This window comes from Salinispora mooreana (assembly GCF_000379065.1).
GTDB lineage: Bacteria > Actinomycetota > Actinomycetes > Mycobacteriales > Micromonosporaceae > Micromonospora > Micromonospora mooreana.
In genome coordinates this window covers 321627-344974 of record NZ_KB900614.1, presented here as the reverse complement: position 1 = coordinate 344974, position 23348 = coordinate 321627, and the positions used below count along the sequence as shown (strand labels likewise).

General features: G+C 71.4%; 19 protein-coding genes. 14 read left to right on the top strand and 5 right to left on the bottom strand.

What is annotated here, in order from left to right; genetic code table 11:
- Positions 1 to 14: 14 nt before the first annotated feature.
- Positions 15 to 1310, bottom strand: coding sequence for a DUF58 domain-containing protein (locus SALPAC6_RS0101585; protein WP_018251696.1), 1296 nt, complete (start codon positions 1308 to 1310; stop codon positions 15 to 17).
- Position 1311: 1 nt separating this feature from the next.
- Positions 1312 to 2370, bottom strand: coding sequence for an AAA family ATPase (locus SALPAC6_RS0101580; RefSeq protein WP_018251695.1), 1059 nt, complete (start codon positions 2368 to 2370; stop codon positions 1312 to 1314).
- Positions 2371 to 2691: 321 nt separating this feature from the next.
- Between SALPAC6_RS0101580 and mbhE the strand changes: the two genes are divergently transcribed.
- The 7 genes from mbhE (at position 2692) to leuS (ending at position 11325) form a co-directional block, all read left to right on the top strand.
- Complete coding sequence (gene mbhE / locus SALPAC6_RS0101575) at positions 2692 to 5442, top strand: hydrogen gas-evolving membrane-bound hydrogenase subunit E (RefSeq protein ID WP_026189230.1); 2751 nt, start codon at positions 2692 to 2694, stop codon at positions 5440 to 5442.
- Complete coding sequence (locus SALPAC6_RS0101570; RefSeq protein ID WP_018251693.1) at positions 5439 to 5762, top strand: sodium:proton antiporter; 324 nt, start codon at positions 5439 to 5441, stop codon at positions 5760 to 5762. Before mbhE ends, SALPAC6_RS0101570 begins: the two co-directional genes overlap by 4 nt.
- A complete protein-coding gene (locus SALPAC6_RS0101565; RefSeq protein ID WP_018251692.1) occupies positions 5741 to 7225 on the top strand; it encodes a monovalent cation/H+ antiporter subunit D family protein in 1485 nt (494 codons plus the stop codon). The genes SALPAC6_RS0101570 and SALPAC6_RS0101565 overlap by 22 nt, the downstream gene beginning before the upstream one ends.
- A complete protein-coding gene (locus tag SALPAC6_RS0101560) occupies positions 7222 to 7608 on the top strand; it encodes a Na+/H+ antiporter subunit E (protein ID WP_018251691.1) in 387 nt (128 codons plus the stop codon). Before SALPAC6_RS0101565 ends, SALPAC6_RS0101560 begins: the two co-directional genes overlap by 4 nt.
- A 3-nt stretch (positions 7609 to 7611) precedes the next feature.
- Positions 7612 to 7869, top strand: a complete 258-nt coding sequence (locus SALPAC6_RS0101555; protein WP_018251690.1) for a monovalent cation/H+ antiporter complex subunit F — start codon at positions 7612 to 7614, stop codon at positions 7867 to 7869.
- On the top strand, positions 7866 to 8222 hold the full coding sequence (gene mnhG / locus SALPAC6_RS0101550; protein ID WP_018251689.1) for a monovalent cation/H(+) antiporter subunit G: 357 nt from the start codon (positions 7866 to 7868) through the stop codon (positions 8220 to 8222). Before SALPAC6_RS0101555 ends, mnhG begins: the two co-directional genes overlap by 4 nt.
- A 238-nt stretch (positions 8223 to 8460) precedes the next feature.
- Positions 8461 to 11325 (top strand): leucine--tRNA ligase, encoded by a 2865-nt coding sequence (gene leuS / locus SALPAC6_RS0101545; protein WP_018251688.1) that lies wholly within the window; start codon positions 8461 to 8463, stop codon positions 11323 to 11325.
- A 169-nt stretch (positions 11326 to 11494) separates the two neighbouring features.
- On the opposite strand, the gene SALPAC6_RS0101540 is transcribed toward leuS, so the two are convergent.
- The 3 genes from SALPAC6_RS0101540 to SALPAC6_RS0101530 are packed head-to-tail and all read right to left on the bottom strand — an operon-like array spanning position 11495 to position 14242.
- Positions 11495 to 12286, bottom strand: a complete 792-nt coding sequence (locus SALPAC6_RS0101540) for a TVP38/TMEM64 family protein (protein ID WP_018251687.1) — start codon at positions 12284 to 12286, stop codon at positions 11495 to 11497.
- The gene (locus SALPAC6_RS0101535; protein WP_018251686.1) at positions 12283 to 13005 is read right to left on the bottom strand and encodes a type 1 glutamine amidotransferase; all 723 of its coding nucleotides are present in this window, start codon (positions 13003 to 13005) and stop codon (positions 12283 to 12285) included. Before SALPAC6_RS0101535 ends, SALPAC6_RS0101540 begins: the two co-directional genes overlap by 4 nt.
- Complete coding sequence (locus SALPAC6_RS0101530; RefSeq protein ID WP_018251685.1) at positions 12995 to 14242, bottom strand: MurT ligase domain-containing protein; 1248 nt, start codon at positions 14240 to 14242, stop codon at positions 12995 to 12997. Before SALPAC6_RS0101530 ends, SALPAC6_RS0101535 begins: the two co-directional genes overlap by 11 nt.
- A gap of 350 nt (positions 14243 to 14592) precedes the next feature.
- Here SALPAC6_RS0101530 and mraZ point away from each other — a divergent pair, with 350 nt between their 5' ends.
- The 7 genes from mraZ to mraY all read left to right on the top strand — a co-directional run bounded on the left by mraZ (position 14593) and on the right by mraY (position 23239).
- A complete protein-coding gene (mraZ, locus tag SALPAC6_RS0101525; RefSeq protein ID WP_018251684.1) occupies positions 14593 to 15021 on the top strand; it encodes a division/cell wall cluster transcriptional repressor MraZ in 429 nt (142 codons plus the stop codon).
- A gap of 206 nt (positions 15022 to 15227) precedes the next feature.
- Positions 15228 to 16337, top strand: coding sequence for a 16S rRNA (cytosine(1402)-N(4))-methyltransferase RsmH (gene rsmH, locus SALPAC6_RS0101520; RefSeq protein ID WP_018251683.1), 1110 nt, complete (start codon positions 15228 to 15230; stop codon positions 16335 to 16337).
- The gene (locus tag SALPAC6_RS0101515; protein ID WP_018251682.1) at positions 16327 to 16917 is read left to right on the top strand and encodes a hypothetical protein; all 591 of its coding nucleotides are present in this window, start codon (positions 16327 to 16329) and stop codon (positions 16915 to 16917) included. Before rsmH ends, SALPAC6_RS0101515 begins: the two co-directional genes overlap by 11 nt.
- A 2-nt stretch (positions 16918 to 16919) precedes the next feature.
- Complete coding sequence (locus SALPAC6_RS0101510; RefSeq protein WP_026189228.1) at positions 16920 to 19070, top strand: peptidoglycan D,D-transpeptidase FtsI family protein; 2151 nt, start codon at positions 16920 to 16922, stop codon at positions 19068 to 19070.
- Between the two features lie 91 nt (positions 19071 to 19161).
- Positions 19162 to 20706, top strand: coding sequence for a UDP-N-acetylmuramoyl-L-alanyl-D-glutamate--2,6-diaminopimelate ligase (locus SALPAC6_RS0101505; protein ID WP_450097613.1), 1545 nt, complete (start codon positions 19162 to 19164; stop codon positions 20704 to 20706).
- A complete protein-coding gene (locus SALPAC6_RS0101500; RefSeq protein ID WP_018251679.1) occupies positions 20703 to 22118 on the top strand; it encodes a UDP-N-acetylmuramoyl-tripeptide--D-alanyl-D-alanine ligase in 1416 nt (471 codons plus the stop codon). Before SALPAC6_RS0101505 ends, SALPAC6_RS0101500 begins: the two co-directional genes overlap by 4 nt.
- Entirely contained in the window at positions 22115 to 23239 is a 1125-nt protein-coding gene (gene mraY / locus SALPAC6_RS0101495; RefSeq protein WP_018251678.1) for a phospho-N-acetylmuramoyl-pentapeptide-transferase, read from the top strand. Before SALPAC6_RS0101500 ends, mraY begins: the two co-directional genes overlap by 4 nt.
- Positions 23240 to 23348 lie beyond the last annotated feature (109 nt).

The window sequence follows — 23348 nt, the reverse complement described above, 5'->3', positions numbered from 1 at the left end:
GTGCGGCCTCCGGTTCATCGTCTGCTCGCCACGGTCTCGGCCGACGCGGCCCGGACAGCGAAGCCCTGCGAGCCGCGGCCGGCCTGCGGCCACAGGATCGGCAACCGGGAGCCGTGGTCTACGCCGATCACTCGCCAGCCACCTCGTACCAGCGCGAGCGCGGCGCTGGCGTGCGCGTTGTCGGCCTCGGCCCGGGCACTGGCCGGCAGGGTGAGCCAGGTGGAGCTGTTCTGGAGAAACGCCACGCAGGTGGCGCCGTTGCCGCGTAGCGCGGCCAGTAGTTCGGCCTCAGCGGTGCTGAGGGTCCCGAACAGGCCGATGATCAGACCGCCGGCGACGTGTTGCCGAACCTCCCGGACCAGCGTGGCGATCTCAGCCCGCTGGTCGAGGTGGGCGTCGGCCAGGTTGTCCAGGAGGAGCCCGTGCCCGGTCGCCTCCGTCGCGTCGAGATCCGTCCCGGAGCCGGTGAGCAGCCGTAGCCGGTAGCCCCCCTGCCGCAGGTGCACGGCGATGCTCGTGGCGGCGGAGACCGCCCACTCGAAGCTCGCCGTCGGCCCGTCACCGCAGTGCCCGTACGCCCGGGTGTCCAGCAGCACGGTGGCGCGGCTCTCCCAGGGCTGCTCTTCGCGGCGGACCATCAGTTCACCGGTGCGCGCGGTTGACTTCCAGTGCACCCGCCGTAGGTCGTCGCCCAACCGGTACTCCCGGGTCGCCGCATCGTCCTCGCCGTGCACCGCGACCGACCGGGCCCGGCTGTCGCCGCTGCCCGCGTACTCGCTGGGAAGCCGGACCGTGGGCAGGGGCGTGGCCTGCGGGACCACCGTCAACTGGTCGGTGCTGGGAAAGGCCCGGGTCACCTCGCACAGACCGAATGGGTCGGCTATCCGGACCACCAGTGGGCCGATCTTGTATCGGCCGCGTGCGTCGGCCCGCACCGTGTACGCCACCGAGCTGGCCTGCTGTGCGCCGAGTCGGTCCAGCACGACCCGGGGCCGGCTGCCCAGTGCGTACGGCAGCCGGTCTTCCAGCAGGAGCGTGCCGGTGGGTAGACGGGACAGGTTCTGTAGGCGCAGCACCACCCGGGAGCTGGCGCTGGCGGGTATGCGCTCTGGCTCCAGTGAACGATTGCAGGCCAGCTTGTACCGGCTGCGGCCGACGTAGAATGCTGCCAGTAGCGGCAGGACTGCGAGCAGCACCGCCACCCGGAGCAGGTCCCGCTCACCCAGGATGGTGGCCGAGATCCCCGCCGCGACCGCCGCGGCGAGGAACGACCGGCCCCGCGTGGTCAGCCCGCGCAGCCCGTCGCGCACCTCATGCCCTCCGCGGCTCGTACGGGGCGCGGCCCTTGTTGGTGGCGGGCCGGGTGTCGTACGACGAACGCCGACGCTCCTGCGGCAGCGGCAGCGGCAGCCGGTGCACCAGATCGGAGACGATGGTGTCGGTGGTGCGTCGGGCCAGATGGGCGTCCGCGGTCGGGATGATTCGGTGCGCCAGCACCGGTACGGCCAGTACCTGCAGATCGTCGGGGAGGACGTAGTCGCGCCCCTCGAGCGCGGCGACCGCGCGTGCGGTGCGCAGTAACTGGAGGGTCGCTCGGGGGGACGCGCCGAGGCGGAGGTCGGGAGCCTCGCGGGTGGCGGTGACCAGCTCCACCGCGTACCGCTTGACGGCGTCGGCGACGTGAATCTGCCGGACGTGGGTGATGAGTCGGCTGACGGTGCTGGCGTCGGAGACCGGCCGGAGCGACTCCAGCGGGTCGGTGGCACCATGCCCGTCGAGCATCGCCAACTCGGCCCCGGCGTCCGGGTACCCCATCGCGATCCGGGCGGTGAAGCGGTCGCGCTGGGCCTCCGGCAGCGGGTACGTGCCCTCCATCTCGATCGGGTTCTGGGTGGCGACCACCATGAACGGCGTCTGCAGCGGGTAGGTCACGCCGTCCACGGTGACCTGCCGCTCCTCCATGCACTCCAACAGCGCTGACTGGGTCTTCGGCGAGGCTCGGTTGATCTCGTCGCCAACCACCAGGTTGGCGAAGACAGCGCCGGGGCGGAACTCGAAGTCGTGCGTCTCCTGGTTGTAGACGCTGACCCCGGTGACGTCGCTGGGTAGCAGGTCGGGGGTGAACTGGATGCGGCGTACCGAGCAGTCGATCGAGCGCGCCAGTGCCTTGGCCAGCTTGGTCTTGCCGACTCCGGGGACGTCCTCGATGAGCAGGTGGCCCTCGGCGAGGAGAACGGCGAGGGCGAGCTGCACGGTGGCGGTCTTGCCCTCGATGACCTGTTCGATGTTCCCCACGATGGCGTCACCGACGGCGCGGAACTCATCGTGTGGCAGCAGACCGTCCACCTCGTCCCGGGTCTGTTGTGTCACGGACGTCCTCCTCGTCGCCTCGACGGCGGCTCCCTCACCCACGGCCGGACCCGCCGTTGGTGCGCGTGGTCACGCGCAAGCCTCGTCTGCCGCAGAAATCTCACTGGCCTCTCAGGCTAGCGATGTTTGTCACCACAGCCGACCGCCACCGGTGTTCCATCGCATACATCCGGCTTATTCGTCCGTCGGAATAGGTGTCGAAGGGCGCCGGACGGGTAGTCCGCAGCCCCGACGCGGTCGGCGGAGTAGGGAGAAGGCGATGGCAGCCGTGGCGGTGCCGGGTGCTCGTTGGCGACGCCGGCCCGGTTGCTGCGGGCCGGCATGATTCTCGCTGTCGTCCTCGGCGGGCAGTTCCTCCTCGCCGCCGCAGCGCCGGTGCTGACCTGGTGGTGGGGGCGAAACGCCGGGTATGTGCTCGCCGTCGGCTACCTGACCGGGGCGGGGCTGCTTATCTCCCAGCGCCCCGTGCTCCTCGCCGACCAGGCGGTCACCATCTCCTGGCCGTGGCTACCGTCACTGGGGGTGTACGCGGAGCTGCGGATGGACGCCCTCAGTCTCATCTTCGCCCTGCTGGTGCTGGGAGTGGGCGCGTCCGTGATGGCGTACTGTCCGCGCTATCTGAGCCCGGACAGCCGGCACACCCGGGTGTACGTGACGATGACCCTGTTCGCCGGGGCGATGCTGGGCCTGGTGCTCGCCGACGACCTGCTGCTGCTCTTCGCCTTCTGGGAGCTGTCCAGCATCCTGTCCTTCGTCCTCATCGGGCAGGACGGTCGCCCGCAGGCCCGCGGGCCGGCGATCCAGGCCCTCGTCGTCACCACCACCGGTGGCGTGGCGCTGCTGGTGGCGGTGGTCGTGCTTACCGCGAGCCTCGGCACCAGCGACCTTCATCTGATCCTGGCCGATCCGGGCCGGCTGGCGACCGGACCCGCCTGGGCGGCGGGTGCCCTGGTGATCTTTGCGGCCGTCACGAAGTCGGCGCAGGTGCCGTTCCACTTCTGGCTGCCCGGTGCCATGGTCGCCCTCACTCCGGTCAGCGCCTACCTGCACGCCGCCACGCTGGTGAAGGCGGGCATCTATCTGCTGATGCGCTTCTCGGCGCTGTTTGGCGGTCAGTGGCCGTGGGACCTCACGCTGATCGGCCTCGGGCTGCTCACCGCGATCGTCGGCGCGCTGTTGGCGCTCCGCCAACACGACCTCAAGGCATTGCTCGCGTACTCCACGGTGAGCCAGCTCGGCCTGCTGGTCAGCGTCATCGGCGTTGGCACGCCCGCCTCGGACGCGGCGGCGATCCTGTACACGATCGCGCACGCCCTGTTCAAGGCGACGCTGTTCATGCTGGTGGGAATCATCGACCGGCAGGCGGGCAGCCGGGATATCCGGGCCCTGTCCGGGTTGTGGCGGGCGATGCCGATCACCGTGACGCTCACCGTGCTGGCGGCCATGTCGCTGGCCGGCCTGCCGCCGACGATCGGTTTCGTCGGCAAAGAGGCGATCTTCGAGGCGCTCGTCACGGTGGACGAGGTGCCCTGGCTCGGGTGGATCGCCGCCGGCCTGGCGGTGCTCGCCGCGACGCTCACCTTCGCGTACGCGGCGCGGCTGGTCCATGGTGTCCTCTCCGGCCCGACCCGGCAGCGTGAGCTGTACGAACCGGCCTGGTCCTTCCTGGCTCCGGCGGCTGTCGCGGCGGTCCTCGCCACCGCTCTCGGCCCCGCCGTCGCCTTCCTCAGCCCGATGGTGGAGCGGGCAGCCAGCGATGCCCGGCCCCAGGGGCAGGCGCCCTACCTGGCCTTCTGGCATGGCTTTACCCCGGCGCTCGGGCTCTCCGTACTCACCGTCCTGCTCGGGACGCTGCTGTTCTGGTACCGGCGCCGGACCGATCCGGTGCTCGCGGCGATACCGACCACCTCTCCGTTCACCGGACACCTCGAGCGGTGGCGGCGCGCGTTGGTGCGCTTAGGGGCGGTCGTGGCCCGACCCGCCCAGGTCACGGCGCCCGCTCCCTATCTGGCCCGGCCGCTGCTCGCCGTGGTGGCGCTGGCGGCGGTCGCCGCGCTGCTGCTCGGCCCGCTACCTGCCCGGCACCCGGATGCCACCCGGCCCGGGGACTGGCTCGTGTTCGGGCTGCTACTGGTCACCCTCGCCGGCCTGGTCACCACCCGTTCGGCGCTCGCGGCGGTCGCGCTGACCGGCGCGGTCGGCCTGATCCTGGCAATCTGGTTTCTCGCCACGGGGGCACCGGACGTGGCGCTCACCCTGATGCTGGTCGAGGTGCTCACCACGGTGGTGGTCATGCTCGCCCTGCGGGGCCGGCCTGGCCGGTTGGTCGCGCCGGGCCGTCGGGTGGGGATCATCGCTGGCATCGGGCTGGCAGTGCTCGCCGGGGTGGCGGCGACGGCGGCGACGGCGGCGTTGACCGGCCGCCGCGACCTGTCGCCCGTCGGTGCCTGGTACCTGCGGGAGGCATCCTCGGCCACCGGTGGGCAGAACCTGGTCAACACCATCCTCGTCGACTTCCGGGCCCTGGATACCTTCGGCGAGGCGGTCGTACTCGCGGTGGTCGCGGTTGGGTTGATCGGGTTTGCCCGGCCGGCCGAAGCCGTACGGCATCGCCCTGACGCCGTACGGCACGCCGTCGATCCGGTCCTCGAGCTGGCATACCGGGTACTGGCTCCGGTCATGCTCGCCGCGTCCGCGGTGTTGTTCCTCCGCGGCCACCAGGAGCTCGGGGGTGGGTTCATCGCCGCACTGCTCGCCGGTACCGCGGTCGGACTCGGCCACCTGGCGCACCCCGCGGGAGCGCCGCTGCTGGGCCGCCTTCGGGGAGCGCCACTGCTCACTGTCGGCCTGCTACTGGCGCTCGTCGCGGGCATGGCGCCGCTGGCCGTGGGCCGGGCCTTCCTGACCCCGGTCAAGCTCCCCCTGCCCGGCGTCGGTTCGGTGTCGTCGGCTCTCCTGTTCGACCTGGGTGTGTACCTGATGGTGCTGGCCCTGGTTGTGGCGGCGGTCCGTCGACTGGACAGCGCGCCCGCCGGACCTGCGCCCGGGCCGGTTCGGGAGCGAGACCGATGAGCGGGCCGCTGATTGTCGGGGTGCTGGTGGCGGCCGGCGTCTTCCTCCTGCTTCGCCCCGGGCAGCTGCGGCTGGTGCTCGGCTTCGTGCTGCTCGGACACGCGGTGAACGTGCTTCTGCTGGCCGCCGGCGGGCTGCACCGGCGCGAGCCGCCGGCTGACGGCGGGGGCTCGGAGAGCGCCGACCCGCTGCCCCAGGCCTTCATCCTGACCGCCATTGTGATCACCTTCGGCATCACCGTCTACCTGCTGCGGCTGCTGCGCCGCGCCTCCCGGCGGGGGAGTCGACCACCGGAGACGTGGGACGGGGGGCCGCGGTGAGCGTCCTGCTGATTGTTCCGCTGGTGGGTCCGCTACTCGCCGCCGCCGTCCTGCTCGCTCTCCCCGGCCGGCTGGTGCTGCGACGGGTGGTGGCGCTGCTCGCCACGGCAGCGGTCATCGCGGTGGGTGTCGTCCTGCTCCTGGCGACCTGCGACGGCGAGGTCCCGGTGCTTCGGGTCGGGGACTGGCCGCCGGTTGTCGCGATCACCCTGGCGGCCGACCCACTGAGCGCGTTGCTGGTCACGGTCTCGGCGACGGTGGTGCTCGCCTGCCTGGTGGCCGCCGCCGGGACCGGGGACGATCGCCGGCAGGCCTTCCTGCCGCTGACGATGGTGCTGTCGGCGGGCGCGTACGGCGCCTACCTCACCACCGATCTGTTCAACCTGTTCGTGCTGGTCGAGGTCATGCTCGTTCCGTCCTACGTGCTGCTGGCGCTCTCCGGCGGCCCGGGGCGGGCCGGCGCGGGCCGGGTGTACGTCGCCACCAGTCTGCTCGGCTCCACGATCCTGCTGGCCGGTGTCGGACTGCTCTACGGGGTCACCGGTACGGTCGGGCTCGCGGACCTCGCCGGGATGGCCCGGGAGGTCCCCGCCGCCGCGGTCGCCGGCGGTGTCGTGCTGCTGGCGTTCGCGCTCAAGGGCGCGCTCGTGCCGCTGCACGACTGGCTGCCCCGCGCCTACCCGGTCGCGTCACCGGTGGTCGTCGCGCTCTTCTCCGGCCTGCTCACCAAGGTGGGGTTGTACGCGATCATCCGGATCTACGCTGTGTTGTACGGCGGTGATCCGGCGTACCACCCGTTGCTGGTGGCGGTGGCGCTGGCGTCCATGGTGATCGGGGTGCTCGGCGCGATCGGCGTCGGTTCGATGCGGAAGGTGCTGGCCTTCCACATGGTGAGCCAGATCGGGTACGTGCTGCTTGGGCTCGCCCTGTTCACCGCCGCGAGTCTCGCCGCCGCCATCTTCTACCTGGCCCAGTACGTGCTGGTGAAGGCGGCACTGTTCCTGTGCGCGGCGGTGGTACGGGCCACCCGCGGCACCGACCGGCTGAGCCGGCTGGGTGGGCTGGCCTCGTCCAACCCGCTGCTCGCGTTGGCCTTCGGCGTCGCCGCCCTGTCCCTGGCCGGTCTGCCCCCGTTCGGCGGGTTCCTCGCCAAGTTTCTGGTGCTGCGAGCCGCCAACGAGGTCGGTGACTGGTTCGTGCTGATGGTGGCGGTGTTGGTCAGCCTGGTGACGCTGCTGTCGATGCTGAAGATCTGGGGCATCGCGTTCTGGGGCGAGGTGCCGCGAGCGGCCCGGGAGCGAACCGCCCGCCCCGGCCTGGCGCTGCTCGGACCGCCGTTGGCGCTCGGCGGGTGCGCGCTGTTGCTCGGGCCGTTGGGCGGGCCGCTCTTGCAGGTGGCCGACGCCGCCGCGGCGGGACTGCTGGAGCCGGCTGGGTATGTGCGGGCGGTGAGCGGGCGATGAGTGGCGTGGTGTGGCGGGCCGCGGTCCGGGCCGCGCGAATCGCGGGGTTTCTGGCCTGGTTCGCGGGTCGGCTGGTGCAGGCGAACCTGGTGGTGGCCCGGGAGATCGTCACTCCGGGCCTGGGGCTGCAGCCCGCGGTGGTGCGGGTTCCGCTGTGCGCCCGGACCGACACCGAGGTGGCTCTGCTCACGCTCTTCGTCACCCTGACCCCGGGCACCCTCGCGCTGGCGGTGCGGCGGGACCCGCGGGTGATGTGGGTGCACGGCATGTACGCCGCGGACGCGACGGCGTTTCGCCGCGCCGTGGCGGAGCTGGAGGGGCGGCTGTTGGCTGCCGTCCGACCGGTCGGCGGCGGCCGGACCGGTAGTGAGGGAGGTGGGTGACGGATGCTCCTGCTCGACGTGGTGCTGGTGGTGCTCGCTCTGTCGATGACCGTGGTGCTCGGCCGGCTGATTGTCGGCCCCACTGACGCCGACCGCGCCGCCGCGCTCGACCACGGCTTCTTCGTGTTCCTGGCGGCGGTGGCGGTGTTGGCGGTTCGGTTGGACACGCCCGGACTGCTGGACCTGGTCCTCACCGGCACCCTGGTCAGCTTCCTGGCCACGGTCGCGTTGGCCCGCCTGGTGCATCGGCGGCGGCCATGATCCGGATGCTGCTCGCCTCCGTGATTCTGGTCATCGGCGTCAGCCTGATCGTGATCAGCTCCCTTGGGCTGATCCGACTGCCCGATGTCTACAACCGGATGAACGCCGTCGCGAAGTCCGGCAGCCTGGGCCTGATCTGCGTCCTGCTGGCGGTGTTGCTGTTGCTGCCCAGCCCCCGGACGGTGCTGGTGGGCCTGGTCGCCGTCGGGCTGCAACTCGTCTCGGCGCCGGTCGGCGGGTACGCCCTGGCCCGCGCCGCCTACCGGGCGGGGAGCCCGCTGGCCGAGAGCACGCGCTACGACGAACTCGGTGGGCGGGTCCCAGCGGTGCGCCGGCGGGCGGGCCGGGGATGACCAGCCCGGGTGGCCGCGGGCGCGCTCCCGGGGGCCGGCGGGGTACACTCCGGGGCATGGCCGGAGTCTTCCTGCTTCTTATCGGGCCGTGCTGATGCGCTGAGCGCGCGACAGCACGGCGGCCCCTCCTGTGCGAGGGGCTTTTTTGTGCCCGTCGCCGGCCCGGTCCCGCCGGCCGGTGGCGAGCGTCGACCGACACCGCACGAGACCATCCGCGCCGACTGAAGCGAGGAGAGCCATGACTGAGGCAGCCGCACCGGCCAGCGAGATTCCCCCCTTCCGCTACACGGCGGCTCTGGCCGACGAGATCGAGCGCCGCTGGCAGGACACCTGGGAACGCGAGGGCACCTTCCACGCCCCCAATCCGACCGGCCCGCTGGCCGACCCCGAGCATCCGCGGGCAGCAGCGGAGAAGCTGTACGTACTGGACATGTTTCCGTACCCGTCTGGTGCCGGGCTGCATGTCGGTCACCCGCTGGGCTACATCGGCACCGACTGCTTCGCTCGTTACCAGCGGATGGCCGGGCGGAACGTGCTGCACGCGATGGGCTTCGACGCCTTCGGGCTCCCCGCTGAGCAGTACGCGGTGCAGACCGGCACCCACCCGCGTACCACCACCGAGGCGAACATCGCCCGGTACAAGGCGCAGCTGCGCCGGCTGGGGCTGGCCCACGACGAACGCCGCTCGGTGGCCACCATCGACGCCGACTTCTACCGCTGGACCCAGTGGGTCTTCCTGCAGATCTACAACGCCTGGTATGACAGCGAGGCGAAGCGGGCCCGCCCGATCGCCGAGCTGATCGCCGAGTTTGCCGGCGGCTCCCGGCGCACCCCGGACGGGCGACCGTGGGGTGAGCTGACCGATGCCGAGCAGCGGGCCGTCGTTGACCAACACCGGCTGGCGTACGTCTCGCAGGCCCCGGTCAACTGGTGCCCGGGGCTGGGCACTGTGCTGGCCAACGAGGAGGTCACCGCCGACGGCCGTTCCGAGCGGGGGAACTTCCCGGTCTTCAAGCGGAACCTGAAGCAGTGGATGATGCGGATCACCGCGTACGGTGACCGGCTCCTGGACGACCTGGAGAAGCTGGACTGGCCCGAGCCGATCAAGCTGATGCAGCGGAACTGGATCGGCCGCTCCATCGGCGCGCACATCGAATTCCCCACCTCGGCCTCGGCTTCGGATCCGGGGGGAGAGCAGCGGATCAGCGTCTTCACCACCCGGCCGGACACGATCTTCGGTGCCACCTACCTGGTGCTGGCGCCCGAGCATGACCTGGTGGACGAACTGGTACCGGCGGCCTGGCCGGCGGGGGTTCCCCAGGCCTGGACCGGCGGGCAGGCCAGCCCGCGGGCGGCGGTGGCGGGCTACCGCAAGGTGGCCGCGGCGAAGACCGACCTCGAGCGGCAGGCCGAGACGAGGGAGAAGACCGGCGTCTTCATCGGCGCGTACGCCACCAACCCGGTCACCGGGGCCCAGATTCCGATCTTCATCGCCGACTACGTGCTGGCCGGCTACGGCACCGGCGCGATCATGGCGGTGCCCGGTCAGGACGAGCGGGACTGGGCCTTCGCCGAGGTGTTCGACCTGCCCATCGTCCGTACCGTCGCGCCGGCGGAGGACTTTGCCGGCAGGGCGTACACCGGCGACGGTCCGGCCATCAACAGCGCGGTACCCGAACGCGGCCTGGACCTGAACGGCCTGGGCATCGCCGAGGCCAAGGCCCGGACCATCGCCTGGCTGGAGGCGGAGGGCCACGGCTCGGGCGCGGTGACCTACCGGCTGCGGGACTGGCTGTTCAGCCGACAGCGGTACTGGGGTGAGCCGTTTCCGATCGTGTACGACGAGACCGGCGCCGCCATCGCCCTGCCGGAGGAGTTGCTGCCGGTCGAGCTGCCCGAGGTGGATGACTTCTCACCCCGCACCTTCGATCCCGCGGATGCGGAGTCGAATCCGGAGACGCCGCTGTCGCGACGGCGGGACTGGGTCGAGGTGGAGCTGGACCTGGGCGATGGTCCGAAGCGCTACACCCGGGAAACCAACGTGATGCCGCAGTGGGCCGGCTCCTGCTGGTACGAGCTGCGCTACCTGGACCCGACCAACGCCGACCGCTTCGTTGACCCGGAGACCGAGCGGTACTGGATGGGCCCGCGTGGCGAGGGCGACTGCGGGGGCACCGACCTGTACGTCGGCGGCGCCGAGCATGCCGTACTGCACCTGCTCTACGCCCGGTTCTGGCACAAGGTGCTGTACGACCTGGGGCACGTGTCGAGCTTCGAGCCGTTCCGCAAGCTGTTCAACCAGGGCTACATCCAGGCGTACGCGTACACCGACGCGCGTGGGGCGTACGTGCCGGCGGAGGAGGTGGTCGAGCGCTCCGGCGCCTACTACCTGGGCGATGTCCAGGTCAACCGCGAGTACGGCAAGATGGGCAAGTCCCTGCGGAACGTGGTGACACCGGACGAGATGTGCGCCGCGTACGGGGCGGACACGTTCCGGGTGTACGAGATGTCGATGGGCCCGCTGGAGGTCTCCCGCCCCTGGGAGACGCGGGCTGTGGTGGGGTCGTTCCGGTTCCTGCAGCGAGTCTGGCGGGCGATTGTGGACGAGCGCAGCGGCGCGTCCCGGGTGGTGGACACCCCGGCCGACGAGGCGACCCGCCGACTCCTGCACCGGATCGTGGACGGGGTCCGGGGTGACATGGACGCGATGCGGTTCAATACCACGATCGCAAAGCTGATCGAGCTGACCAACGCGGTGACCCGGCTGCCGGAGACGTCGCGCGAGGTGGCCGAACCGCTGGTGCTGATGCTGGCGCCGTTCGCGCCGCACGTCGCCGAGGAGCTGTGGCGCCGGCTGGGCCACCCGACCTCGCTGACCTACGCCGACTTCCCGGTCGCCGACCCGGCCCTGCTGGTGGCCGAGTCGGTGACGTACCCGGTGCAGGTCAACGGCAAGGTGCGGGGTCGGATCGAGGTGCCGGCCGACGCGACGGAGGAGAGCGTCCGGGCGGCGGCGCTGGAGGCGGTCGCCGGCTCGCTGGCCAGCAAGGAACCCCGTAAGGTCATCGTGGTCCGCGGCCGAATGGTCTCCGTGGTGGCCTGAGGTCCGTTTGTTGGCCCGCACTGCTGATCATGGAGTTGTGGTGGGGCGGCGCTCTCCGGGCCGTCCCACCACAACTCCATGATTGATGTGGGTGTTGCCCCGGCACCCCACGGCGCGGCTGTGCACCCAGCTTGCCGGCCGTGACCCCGCCGCGACCTGGGGGCGTTGGTCAGCGCCGACGTGGAGTCCGTCCTGGGCGGCGTGCCACACTGGCCCGCTCGGCGCGCCACCAGCGGTGGATGAGCACCGCGCTGGCGATCAGGCCGAGCCCGGCCGGGGCGGCGGCGAACCAGTTGACCTCGCCGGGCGAGGTGACCGCGGCGCCGACGGCGGCGTATCCGAAGGCGGTCGGCGCGGAGGCGACGACGCTGCCGACGAGGAACGGCAACACCCGCGCCCCGGTGGTGCCGTAGCCGTAGCTGACCAGGCCGAAGCCGGCGATCGGTAGCAGTCGTACGGTGACGACGCCGAGCACGTTCTGTCGGGTGAACCAGCCGTCCAGCCGGGCGAGGCGACCGCGAATCCGGTCGGCGACGAACTCCCGACCGAGGAACCGACCGACCGTGAAGCCGATGGCGGCTGCCAGCAGTGCCGCGCCGAGCGCGTACGCGGCCCCCTCCACAGCACCGAAGAGGGCACCGGCTGCCAGGGTGATGACGGTGCGGGGAACCAGCGCAACAAGCAGGAGCGTGCCGCCAGCGATCGCGGTGACCGGGGCGTACCCGCCCAACTGGTTGGCCAGGTGGGGCAGGGCGGTCGGGTCCGGGCGGGGAACCACGAGCAGCGCCACCCCGAACCCGGCGAGCAGGAGCAGTAGCAGGCCGAACCGGTAGGCCGCCGGGCCCCGCCCCCGCCACCAGCGGGGCGGGACAGCGGCAGGCTCCCGGCGGTCGAGGTGGTGGGGGGCGCCCGGATCGTGGTGGTCGCCGCGGGGGGTGTCGCGGCGGCCGTCGTGGGTCATGGTCGGGCGGCGGCGGCCACTGCGGCGTGGCGTTCGGCGCGGAGCCGGTTCGACCAGGTGTCATCCAGCGGGGGGAGCTGGTTGACGCCGACTGCCCAGCGCAGCAGCAGGTCGGCCAGGGCCGGGTTACGGGCCAGGGCTGGTCCGTGCGAGTAGGTGCCGAGCAGCTTGCCCCGCCAGGCCCCTTCGGTCCGGGTGTCGTTACCGATTCCAGCGGTCAGTTGGGCCAGCGGTGACACCTCTGGGCCGAGGTGGGTACGCCCACCGTGGTTCTCGAAACCGGACAGCGGCGGCAGATCCAGCCGTGGGTCGATGGTGCCGGCCAGTTCACCGATGGCGCGGGAGGGGCCCCGGTCGGAGGAGAGGTCCAGCAGCTCCAGGCCGGCGTACTTGGTGCCCTTGGCGAAGAAGGAGGAGCCGAGGATCTGGTAGCCGGCGCAGACGCCGAAGACCACCGAGCCCTGCGCGACGGCGCGGTGCAGGCCCCCGTCGGCGATGAGCCGCTGCGCGCCGAGCGCCTGGGGACCGTCTTCACCGCCGCCGACCAGGTAGATGTCGGCGGTGGCGGGCAGCGGTTGGTCGGAGCGGACCTCCAGTACCTCGACCGGGTAGCCGCGCCGCTGGGCGCGGCTGGCCAGGATGAGTGCGTTTCCCCGGTCACCGTAGGTGGAGAGCAGATCCGGGTAGACCCAGACGATGCGCAGGCTGTCAGAGAACACGGTCCAACTCCGCTCGGATGTCCTGGAACGCGGTGTAGTTCGCGATGACCTCCAGTCGGCCCGACGGGACCGACTGGATCGCCTCGGTGAAGGAGCGTACGTGCTGGAACGGCACGTTGTTCACGTCGAGTCGGACGGCCAGGTCGAACGCTCGGTCACCGGTGATGAGTACCTGCCGACCCCGCAGGGGGCTGAAGTCGACGTCAAAGAGCCAGGAGGTGTCCAGCCCGTCCGGATCGCGGGCGTTGATGGAGAGCAGTGTCGGCGCCTCGTCGGCCATGTCGAACGCCTCCAGCCAGCTGGCCGGGTTCTTCGCCAGCAGCAGGCGGATCAGCCGCCCGTCTCGCTCGACCTGTGCGTAGCGGCCGGCGATCGAGGTGACTGAGCTGAGCTGGAGTACGGCGTCAACCGGACGTACGCCGAACTCCGCCGCAACGGCGAGGGCGGTGGCGGCGTTGCCGAGATTGACCGTGCCCGGGAGCTGGAGCTGGACCTTGTGCCAGGCGCCGGTCGGGTCGATCACGCCGTCGTCCTCGACGGACCACTGCGGCTGTGGCCGGCGCAGCGGGCAGCCGGTGCACCACCACTGGTTGTCCTGCCGCGCGATGGTCGAGCCGCACTCGGGGCAGACCCAGGAGTCGTCGTGCCAACGTTGGCCGGCGCTGAACCAGACGACCTTGGGTGGGGTGATGCGCGGGTCGTGATTGGTCGGCGGGGTGGCGGCCCAGACCACCATCGGGTCGTCGGCGTTGGCGATGACCCGCAGGTCGGGGTGGCGGATCAGCGCCGCGCGCCAGAGCTGCGCCATCATGGCGACCTCCCGGGCCCGGTCCAGCTGGTCGCGGGAGAGGTTGAGGAGCGCCACCACGTGGGCGTCGGTGGCGTCCAGCACCTGCGCGAGGTAGTGCTCGTCCACCTCGAGCACCGCGTACGGGGTGCTGCCGGCCTTGGCGAGCGCCGAGGTGTGCCCGGTGGGCATGTTCGCGCCGAACGAGTTGGTGGCGACCTTGCCGAGCACGCCGACCGCGGCGGTGGCGAGTCGGGTGGTCGTGGTCTTGCCGTTCGTGCCGGAGACCAGGGCGATGGCGCGGCCCGCGGCGAGGTGCGCGAGGAGTTCCGGGTCGATTTTGAGGCCGATCCAACCACCGATGACCGATCCGTCCCCGCGGCCCGCGGCCCGCGACAGGGCCGCGGCGGTCCGCGACACAGAGCTGGCCACCTTCGCCCGTAGGGGCATTCTCGCGTCCGTCACGCGAGCGAGGTTACTCCACCCGCGGACTCTCCAGATCGCTGCTGGGGCGGAACGGTCCGGCTCGTTCCCCGGTGCGGTCGAGTGGATCGGGGTAGGGAGTGGATTCGATCTATGTCGGATGGTGGGCGGTCCCCGGGGCGGTGCCGCCCTCCACTCCGCTCCACCCGCTCTGACGTGCGGTTTTGGCGGGGCGGCAGCCGCGCCACGCGGGCGATTCTGGTTGCGGGTGGAGGGAAGTGGAGTAGAGTGGGGCCCGATGGTGCGGCCGGGAGGGCCCACCGGCCCGGGGGTCAGCGGCGCCGCGAACGCCGCGTGAAGGGCGAGGGGGTTGGGCCGTGTTCCTCGGCACCCACACCCCACGCCTGGACGACAAGGGTCGGCTGATTCTTCCGGCGAAGTTCCGGGATGAGCTGGCGGGGGGTGTCGTGATTACCAAAGGGCAGGAGCGTTGCCTCTATGTCTTCCCGACGTCAGAGTTCCAGCGCATCGCGGATCAGTTGCGCGCGCAGCCGATGACGCACAAGGCGGCCCGGGCCTACAGCCGGGTCTTCTTCGCCAGCGCGCACGACGAGGTCCCCGACAAGCAGGGTCGGGTGACCATCCCGGGTCACCTGCGGGAGTACGCCGCACTCGACCGGGATCTGGTGGTGATCGGTGCGCACACCCGGGTGGAGATCTGGGACCGGGTCGCCTGGGAGAGCTACCTCGCCGAGAGCGAAGACGAATTCGCTGACATCGAGGAGGGGGTGCTGCCCGGTCTGTAGGCGCGACGGCGCCTGGCGTACCGCGAGATCTCCAGCCGCTTTCGAGTTCCTGGCATCCCTTCCCCGGTGCCAGGCGCACGATCCGATCGGGGGCCGTTGCCGGAAGGTCGGCGGGAGCGGATGGGGATCTGGTGGTACGACGGCGGGGGGCACCGTCCGACGACAGGCACGGCACGACAGACGGGACGGAACCAGTGGGGGGCGACATGGGGGAGCTGCGCGGTGTACACGTGCCGGTGCTGCTTGAGCGCTGTCTCGAGCTGTTGTCTCCCGCGCTGGACCGGACGGGTCAGACGGTCTACGTCGATGCCACGCTGGGGCTGGGCGGGCACGCCGAGGCGATCCTGACGGCGCATCCGCGGACCATGCTGGTGGGGCTCGACCGGGACACCGAGGCGCTGGCGCACGCGCGCGTGCGACTGGCCCGCTTCGCTGATCGGGTCCACCTGGAGCACGCCGTCTACGACGAGTTGCCCGAGGTGCTCGACCGGCTCGGCCATCCGGTGGTGGACGGGATCCTCTTTGACCTCGGGGTCTCCTCGTTGCAGCTTGACGCGCCCGATCGCGGGTTCGCCTACGCGCAGGACGCCCCGTTGGACATGCGGATGGACCAGAGCCGGGGAGTGACCGCCGAGGAGGTGGTCAATTCCTACTCGCATCCGGACCTGGCCCGGGTGCTGCGGGTCTACGGCGAGGAGAAGTTCGCGCCGCGGATCGCGTCGGCGATCATTCAGGAGCGGGACCGGGCCCCGATCACCTCGTCGGCGCGGTTGGCCGAGTTGGTCCGGCAGGCGATCCCCGCGCCGGCCCGGCGCACCGGTGGTCATCCGGCAAAGCGCACCTTCCAGGCGCTACGGATTGAAGTGAACCGAGAGTTGGCGGCGTTGGAGACGGCGCTGCCGGCGGCGCTCGACCGGCTCACGATCGAGGGCCGGATGGTGGTCCTGTCCTACCACTCGTTGGAGGACCGGCTCACCAAGGTGGCGCTCGCGGATCGGGTTCGCAGCAAGGGTCCGATCGACCTTCCGGTCGAGTTGCCCGGGACCGGCCCGACCTTCCGGCTACTCAGCCGAGGGGCGGAGCTGCCGGGCGAGGCGGAGGTCGCGGTGAACCCACGGGCCGCCTCGGTGCGGCTGCGGGCCGCCGAACGGCTCGACCCGACCCTGCAGCAGCGCCAGCGTACCGACCGCGAACGGTACCGGCGGCGGGTCCGAGCGATGCACCAACCGGGGACGGGGTCGGCCGTGCGGCGGCTGGCCTCGGGGGACGACGGGACAGGGACGACGGATGACGAGGGGGAGGGACATGACGATTGACAAGCGCGACCGCCGGAACGGCGCCGGCGGCGGGCAGCGCACGCCGCGGTCGGGGGGCCGGGTCGCGGCGGAGCGGACCACGCGCGCCGGCGCCCAGACGCCCCCGGCGGGGCGGCCGGGGACGACCCGCGCGCGGGGCACGCGAGCGTTCCCGACCCAGGGCACCGCGGCGCTACGCCCGAGCGCGCGGACTGCCAACACCCGAACGACCCGGCTGCGGGTGGCGCCACCGGCGCCGGTATCGGTGCCGCGCGCGCCGTTCGCCACGTTGGTGGTGGTCCTGGTGGTCGGTGGGGTGCTCGGCATCCTGTTGGTCAACACCAAGATCAACGAGAACGCGATTCGGCTGTCTCAACTCCAGCGGGAGCAGACCACCCTCAACCTGCAGCAGCAGCAGCTGAACCAACAGATCACCGAGGCGGAGGCGCCGGGCAATCTGCTCGAAGCCGCTCGCAAGCTTGGCCTGGTCGAGCTCGAGCCGGGCTATATCCAGCTTCCCGACGGCGGCGCGGCCATTGATGTGCCGCAGCCGGGCAGCGGGCCCGCGGCGGGGGTCGGCCAGCCGGGTACCGGGGGATAGCTGTGCCGCCGAGATCGGAGGAGCCGCGCCGGGACGCCAAAGGGTCCCGGCGCGGCCCGTCCCGCACCGACAGTCCGGCCGATCCCCGACCGGCAGAGTCGGGGGGTGGCATCTCCGGGGCCCGGGCCTACACCCCTCGCGGTCGCAGCATCGGCGAGCAGCGGCTGGGGGACGCCCGCGCAGGTCGCGCCGAGCCCCGTCGGACACCGCGAGGAGATAGCAGTCGCTCCGGTGACCCGTTCCGTCCGGCACTCCAGGTGCTCAGCGGTGGGCGGGCCGGTGCTGCCCGGCGGACGAACCCGCCGCGTCGCACCTCCGTGGTGCGCACCGTGCCCCGGCGTCCACCGGCGGAGGAGCCACCGCCGCGGCGACGCCCGCCGCGCCCAACCTCAGCTCGGCCAACGCGACGCCGCCGGCTGAGGCCACCCCGCCTGGCCGACCCCGGCCGTCGGCTGCGGCTCGGCACCGCGCTGGCGCTGGCCCTGTTCACCCTCATCGGTATTCGGCTCGTCGCGCTGCAGGTCGTGGAGAACCCGGACTACGCCGGTGCCGGAATCGAGGACCGGCTGCGGTCCGTTGTTCTGCCGGCGCCGCGTGGCTCGATCTACGACCGGGATGGCGAGGTGCTGGCGCACAGTGTCGAAACCCGGTATGTCTTCGCCGACCCGACCCAGATCGACGACCCGGTGACCACCGCGCAGGCGCTCTCCGAGCCGCTCGACATCCCGGCGGCGGAGCTCGCCGAGAAGATGCGGAAACGCAAGCAACCCAGCGGTGGCGAACTGGAGTTCGTCTACCTCAAACGGGGGGTGGACGTTGATCTGGCCGAGCAGATCGAGGACCTGAAGCTGGAGGGTGTCGACACCAAGCGAGATGAGCGACGGGAGGTCCCCGGCGGGGACCTGGCCGCCAACCTGATCGGCTTCACCGGCCAGGACATGGCCGGCCTGGAAGGGCTCGAGGCCGGCTATGACGAGGTGCTCGCCGGCAAGGACGGGCTGGAACGTTACGAGGCGGGGTGGGGCGCGCAGATCCCCGGGGGCTTCAGCGAGACGACGGAGGCGAAACCGGGCAGCTCGCTGTGCCTCACCCTCGACCGGGACCTGCAATACGTGGTGCAGGCCAAGCTGGCCGAGGCGATGGCGGCGGTCACCGGCTCGACCGCCACCGCGGTCATCCTGGAGGTGGGCACCAGCGAGGTGCTGGCCCAGGCCTCCTACCCCACCTACGACGTCGCGGACTGGCGCGACAGCGACCCGGCCGACCGGGTCGACGTGGCGACCGGGTTCGTGGTCGAACCGGGGTCGGTGCACAAGGCGATCACCTTCGGCGCTGCCCTCCAGGAGGGCGTCATCACCCCGCAGACGGCGTTCCCGGTGGCGAACAGCGTACTCAAGGGCGACACGCGTATCTCTGACACGCACCCGGTGAACGGTAGACGGATGAGCCTGGCGGGGATGATGGCGTACTCGTCCAATGTCGGCACCATCGCCATCGCCGACCAGCTCGGTCCGGACCGGCTCATCGACTACCAGAAGCGCTTCGGGCTCGGTGAGCCGACCGGGGTCGGGCTGCTCGGCGAGGCGAGTGGTGCGCTGCTCCCCGTCGACCAGTGGAGTGACTCGTCGTACGGGTCGGTGCCGATCGGGCACAGTGTGGACGTCACCGCCATCCAGATGGCTGCCGTGTACGCGACCATCGCCAACGACGGCACGTACGTCGCGCCGCAGCTGGTGAAGGAGATCATCGGGCCGCAGGGAGAGCGGACAACGCCGGAGGCGCCGACGACCCGGGAGGTGCTGACCCCGGAGAACGCTGCCGAGCTGCGGACCATCATGGAGGCGGTGACCACGGTTGACGGCGCGACCGGACAGGCCGCGGCAATCTCCGGCTACCGGGTGGCGGGGAAGAGCGGCACGGGCACGCGACGGGTTGACGGGCGGAAGCAGCCCGGTGAGGTGGCGTCGTTCATCGGGATGGCCCCGGCTGAGAAGCCCCGTTACGTGATCGCTGTCTTCGCCCACACTCCCGGTGGCGGTGGTGGCGACATCGCCGCGCCGGTCTTCGCCGACATGATGCGGTTCACCTTGCAGCACTATCGGGTGCCGCAGTCGCCGGCACCGCCGCCCAACTTTGACGTCTTTCCTCGCTGAACAGCGAAGACGGGACATCATCGGTGAGTGCCGACGAACCACCGGGGCGGCTGTGTGGCCGGAACCGGACGACCGGGTAGGGTCTGACGCCGTGTCCGGCAATCCTCGCCCTCGTAGCGTGACCGGAATCCGGCTCGGTAATCTCGCCGCTCGGCTCGCCGCCGAGTCCGGTGCGGACGCCGTCGACCTCCGGTCCGGTCCAGCGGAACCGACGGTCACCGGGGTGACGCACGCCAGCCAGGAGGTCCGCCCCGGCGACCTGTACGCGGCCCTTCCCGGTGCCCGGCGGCACGGTGCCGAGTTCGTCCCGGCCGCGGCCCAGGCTGGTGCGGTGGCCGTGCTGACCGACCCGGATGGCGCGGCGGCGGCCGCGGAAGCCGGTCTGCCCATGCTGGTGGTGCCGAGCCCGCGGGCGGTGCTGGGGGACCTGGCCAGTGTGGTGTACGGCGACCCGACCGGCGGGTTGACGGTGATCGGGGTGACCGGAACCGCGGGCAAGACCTCCACGGCGTACCTGGTCGAGTCGGGGCTGCGGGCGGCCGGGCACACCACCGGCCTGATCGGCACCGTGGAGACCCGCCTCGGTGATCTGGTGATCGACAGTGTCCGGACCACGCCCGAGGCGACCGACCTGCACGCCATGCTCGCCGCCGCCCGGGAGCGCGGCGTCACCGCCGTGGTCATGGAGGTGTCCAGCCACGCCCTGGCGATGGGGCGGGTCGGCGGCGTCCGGTTCACCGTCGGCGGCTACACCAACTTCGGCTCCGACCACCTCGACTTCCACGCTGACTCCGCGGACTACTTCGCCGCCAAGGCGAAGCTCTTCGACGGCCGCTGCGAGGTCGAGGTGCTCAACCACGACGATCCGGCGCTGTTCCCGCTGCGCCGACCCGCCACCGTGACCTACTCCGCGGCCGGCGACCGTTCCGCCACCTGGTGGGCCGACGAGGTCGGTGGCGAGGGGTACGCGCAACGCCTCACCCTGCACGGTCCGGACGGGCTGATCCTGCCCGCCGGGGTGGCCCTGCCCGGTCGGCACAACGTCGCCAACGCGCTGCTCGCCGTCGCCGTGCTGGTGGCGGCCGGGGTGGAGCCGCGGGTCGCTGTCGCGGGGGTGGCCGACTGCGGCGGCGTGCCCGGTCGGCTGGAGCTGGTGCCATCCCCCGGCCCGGTGCGCGGCGTCGTCGACTACGCGCACAAGACCGACGCGATCGTCGCCGCGCTCGCCGCCCTGCGGGAGTTCAGTACCGGCCGGCTGATCTGCCTACTCGGCGCCGGCGGCGACCGGGACCGGGGCAAGCGGCCCCTGATGGGCGTCGCCGCCGCGGAGGGAGCGGATGTGGTGCTGGTAACCGACGACAATCCGCGGACCGAGGATCCCGCCGAGATCCGGGCTGAGGTGCTCGCCGGCGTGCGTCGCGCCGACACCGGGGTGCAGGTCCTGGAGGTGCCCGGTCGGCGTGCGGCGATCGCGGAGGCGGTGCAGCTCGCTGCGCCCGGGGACGTGGTGGCGCTGTTGGGCAAGGGGCACGAGCAGGGGCAGGAGGTTGGTGGGCAGATGCATCCCTTCGACGACCGCACTGAGCTGGCCGCCGCGCTGCGGGCCCGCTTTGGCGACCAGGCGGGGCAGCCGTGATCCGGCTGAGCCTGGCCGAGGTGGCGGCGGCGGTTGACGGCCGGTTGGTCGCCGCTGACCCGGGCGTCGCGGTCACCGGTTCGGTCGAGTTCGACTCCCGCAAGGTCGGCCCGGGCGGGCTCTTCGTCGCCTTCCCCGGGGAACGGGTGGACGGGCACGACTACGCCGAAGGAGCGATCCGGGCGGGTGCGGTGGCGGTGCTCGGCACCCGGGTGCTCCCCGGCGTGCCGATGGTGCTGGTAGCCGACGCCCGGACAGCGCTGGGGCGACTGGCCCGCGCGGTGGTGGACCGGCTGCCCGAGCTGACCGTCGTCGGCCTCACCGGCTCCTCGGGCAAGACCAGCACCAAGGATCTGATCGCTGCCCTCACCGCTCGACTCGGGCCGACGGTCGCCCCGCCCGGGTCGTTCAACAACGAGCTGGGGCACCCCTACACGGCGCTCCAGGCCGACCCGGGCACCCGCTACCTCGTGCTGGAGAAGGGGGCCCGCGGGGTGGGGCATGTCAGCCACCTCTGCGAGGTGGCACCGCCGCAGATCTCCGTGGTGCTCAACGTGGGGGTGGCCCACATCGGTGAGTTCGGTTCCCGGGAGACCATCGCCCTGGCGAAGGGGGAACTGGTGGCGGCGCTGCCGGCCGAGGGGCTGGCCGTGCTCAACGCCGACGATGACCTCGTCGCCGCGATGGCGACGCGAACCCGGGCGCGGGTGGTCCGCTTCGGTGAGGCGGCCGATGCGGATGTACGCGCCGTTGACGTGGTGCTGGACGAGCGGGGCCGGCCATCGTTCACGCTGGTGACACCGGAGGGGCGCGCGCCGGTGCGGCTCGGACTGACCGGCCGGCACCAGGTGTCCAACTCGCTCGCCGCCGCCGCGGTGGCCCGGGAACTGGGAATGCCGCTGACCGAGCTGGCGACCGTCCTGGGTGAGCTCGGGCTGGTCTCGAGTCGTCGGATGGACGTCTTCGAGCGGGTGGACGGGGTCACCGTCATCGATGACTCGTACAACGCCAACCCCGCCTCGATGGCCGCTGCCCTGCGGGCGCTGGCCGGGTTTCGGGGGCGGCGCACCATCGCGGTGCTCGGCTACATGGCCGAACTGGGGCCGTACGAGCAGGACGGGCATGCCGAGGTCGGCCGACTCGCCGCCGACCTCGGGGTGGACCGTCTGCTCGTGGTGGGCGAGGCGGCGGCACCAATCCATCAGTGCGCAACATCGGTACGTGACTGGGAAGGAGAATCGGTGCAGCTCACCGATCAGGCGGGCGCCGTCGAGGTGCTGCGGGGAGACCTGCGGCCCGGTGACGTCGTCCTGGTGAAGGGCTCGCGGTACCGCACCTGGGAGGTGGCGGACGCGTTGCGCGTCGACGCCGTGCCCGATCGGGGCGCGGGAGCGGACGGTGGCCTGGCATGAGGGCGGTCATCGTCGCGGTCGGGGTGGCCTTCCTGGTCTCGCTGTTCTGCACTCCGATTGCGATCAAGGTCTTCACCCGGTTGAAGGCCGGCCAGCCCATTCGGGCCGAGGGGCCGGTGATGCACCAGGGCAAGCAGGGGACGCCGACGATGGGTGGGGTGGTCTTCATCCTGGCCACCGTTATCGCGTACGTCGCCGGTCACCTGGCCCTGACCACGCTGCCGGACGCGCAGATCGCTCAGGTCGAACCGACCATCACGGCGCTGGTGCTACTGGGGCTGATGGTGTTCTCCGGCGCGGTGGGTTTCATTGACGACTTCCTGAAGGTCCGCAAGCGGCACAGTGGTGGTCTCAACAAGCGCGGCAAGCTGCTCGGCCAGATCCTGGTCGGGGCGGTGTTCGGGGTGGTCGCGCTCTACTTCCCGAGCACCATGACCGACTCTCAGGGCACGTTGACCAACACCGAGACGGTCGGCAGCACGACGTTGAGTTTCATTCGGGACATCCCCGCACTGGAGCTCACCAAGGTCGGCGCGGTCATTCTCTTCATCTTCGTGGTGATGGCCGCCACCAACGGCGTCAACCTCACCGACGGTCTGGACGGTCTGGCCACCGGCGCGTCGGTGATGGTGCTCGCGGCGTACGCGCTGATCGCCTTCTGGCAGTACCGGCACTGGTGCGCGGACCCGAACTACACCCAGGAGTACTGCTACGCGGTCCGGGACCCGCTGGAGATCGCGTTGATCGCCGGCGCGGCAGCCGGCGCCTGCGTCGGGTTCCTGTGGTGGAACACCTCGCCGGCCCGGATCTTCATGGGAGACACCGGCGCGCTGGGCCTGGGTGGTCTGATCGCCGGGATGGCGATGTCGACCCGGACGATCCTGCTGCTGCCGATCATCGGCGGACTCTTCGTCATCATCACGATGTCTGTGGTGATCCAGATCATCTCCTTCCGGACCACCGGCAAGCGGGTCTTCCGGATGTCGCCGTTGCAGCACCACTTCGAGCTCGCCGGCTGGAGCGAGGTCAACATCGTGGTGCGGTTCTGGATCATCGCCGGCATCGGTGTGGCGATAGCCCTGGGCCTCTTCTACAGCGAGTACCTAGCCAACGTCGGTTGACCGGACCGCATTTCTCGACACGCCGAGGAGACGGTTGCGGGGGCCGCACCTCCCCCACCCGCGATGATGGGCGGGTGGGGGAGGGACCAGAAATTGAGGACAGCTCGGG

Bases quoted from the DNA above. Each gene is read 5' to 3' on its own strand.
- SALPAC6_RS0101540 (WP_018251687.1), bottom strand. From the start codon at position 12,286: ATGACCCACGACGGCCGCCGCGACACCCCCCGCGGCGACCACCACGAT.
- mbhE (WP_026189230.1), top strand. From the start codon at position 2,692: ATGATTCTCGCTGTCGTCCTCGGCGGGCAGTTCCTCCTCGCCGCCGCA.
- SALPAC6_RS0101530 (WP_018251685.1), bottom strand. From the start codon at position 14,242: ATGCCCCTACGGGCGAAGGTGGCCAGCTCTGTGTCGCGGACCGCCGCG.
- rsmH (WP_018251683.1), top strand. From the start codon at position 15,228: ATGGGGGAGCTGCGCGGTGTACACGTGCCGGTGCTGCTTGAGCGCTGT.
- mraY (WP_018251678.1), top strand. From the start codon at position 22,115: ATGAGGGCGGTCATCGTCGCGGTCGGGGTGGCCTTCCTGGTCTCGCTG.
- mnhG (WP_018251689.1), top strand. From the start codon at position 7,866: ATGATCCGGATGCTGCTCGCCTCCGTGATTCTGGTCATCGGCGTCAGC.
- SALPAC6_RS0101555 (WP_018251690.1), top strand. From the start codon at position 7,612: ATGCTCCTGCTCGACGTGGTGCTGGTGGTGCTCGCTCTGTCGATGACC.
- leuS (WP_018251688.1), top strand. From the start codon at position 8,461: ATGACTGAGGCAGCCGCACCGGCCAGCGAGATTCCCCCCTTCCGCTAC.
- SALPAC6_RS0101560 (WP_018251691.1), top strand. From the start codon at position 7,222: ATGAGTGGCGTGGTGTGGCGGGCCGCGGTCCGGGCCGCGCGAATCGCG.
- SALPAC6_RS0101515 (WP_018251682.1), top strand. From the start codon at position 16,327: ATGACGATTGACAAGCGCGACCGCCGGAACGGCGCCGGCGGCGGGCAG.
- SALPAC6_RS0101570 (WP_018251693.1), top strand. From the start codon at position 5,439: ATGAGCGGGCCGCTGATTGTCGGGGTGCTGGTGGCGGCCGGCGTCTTC.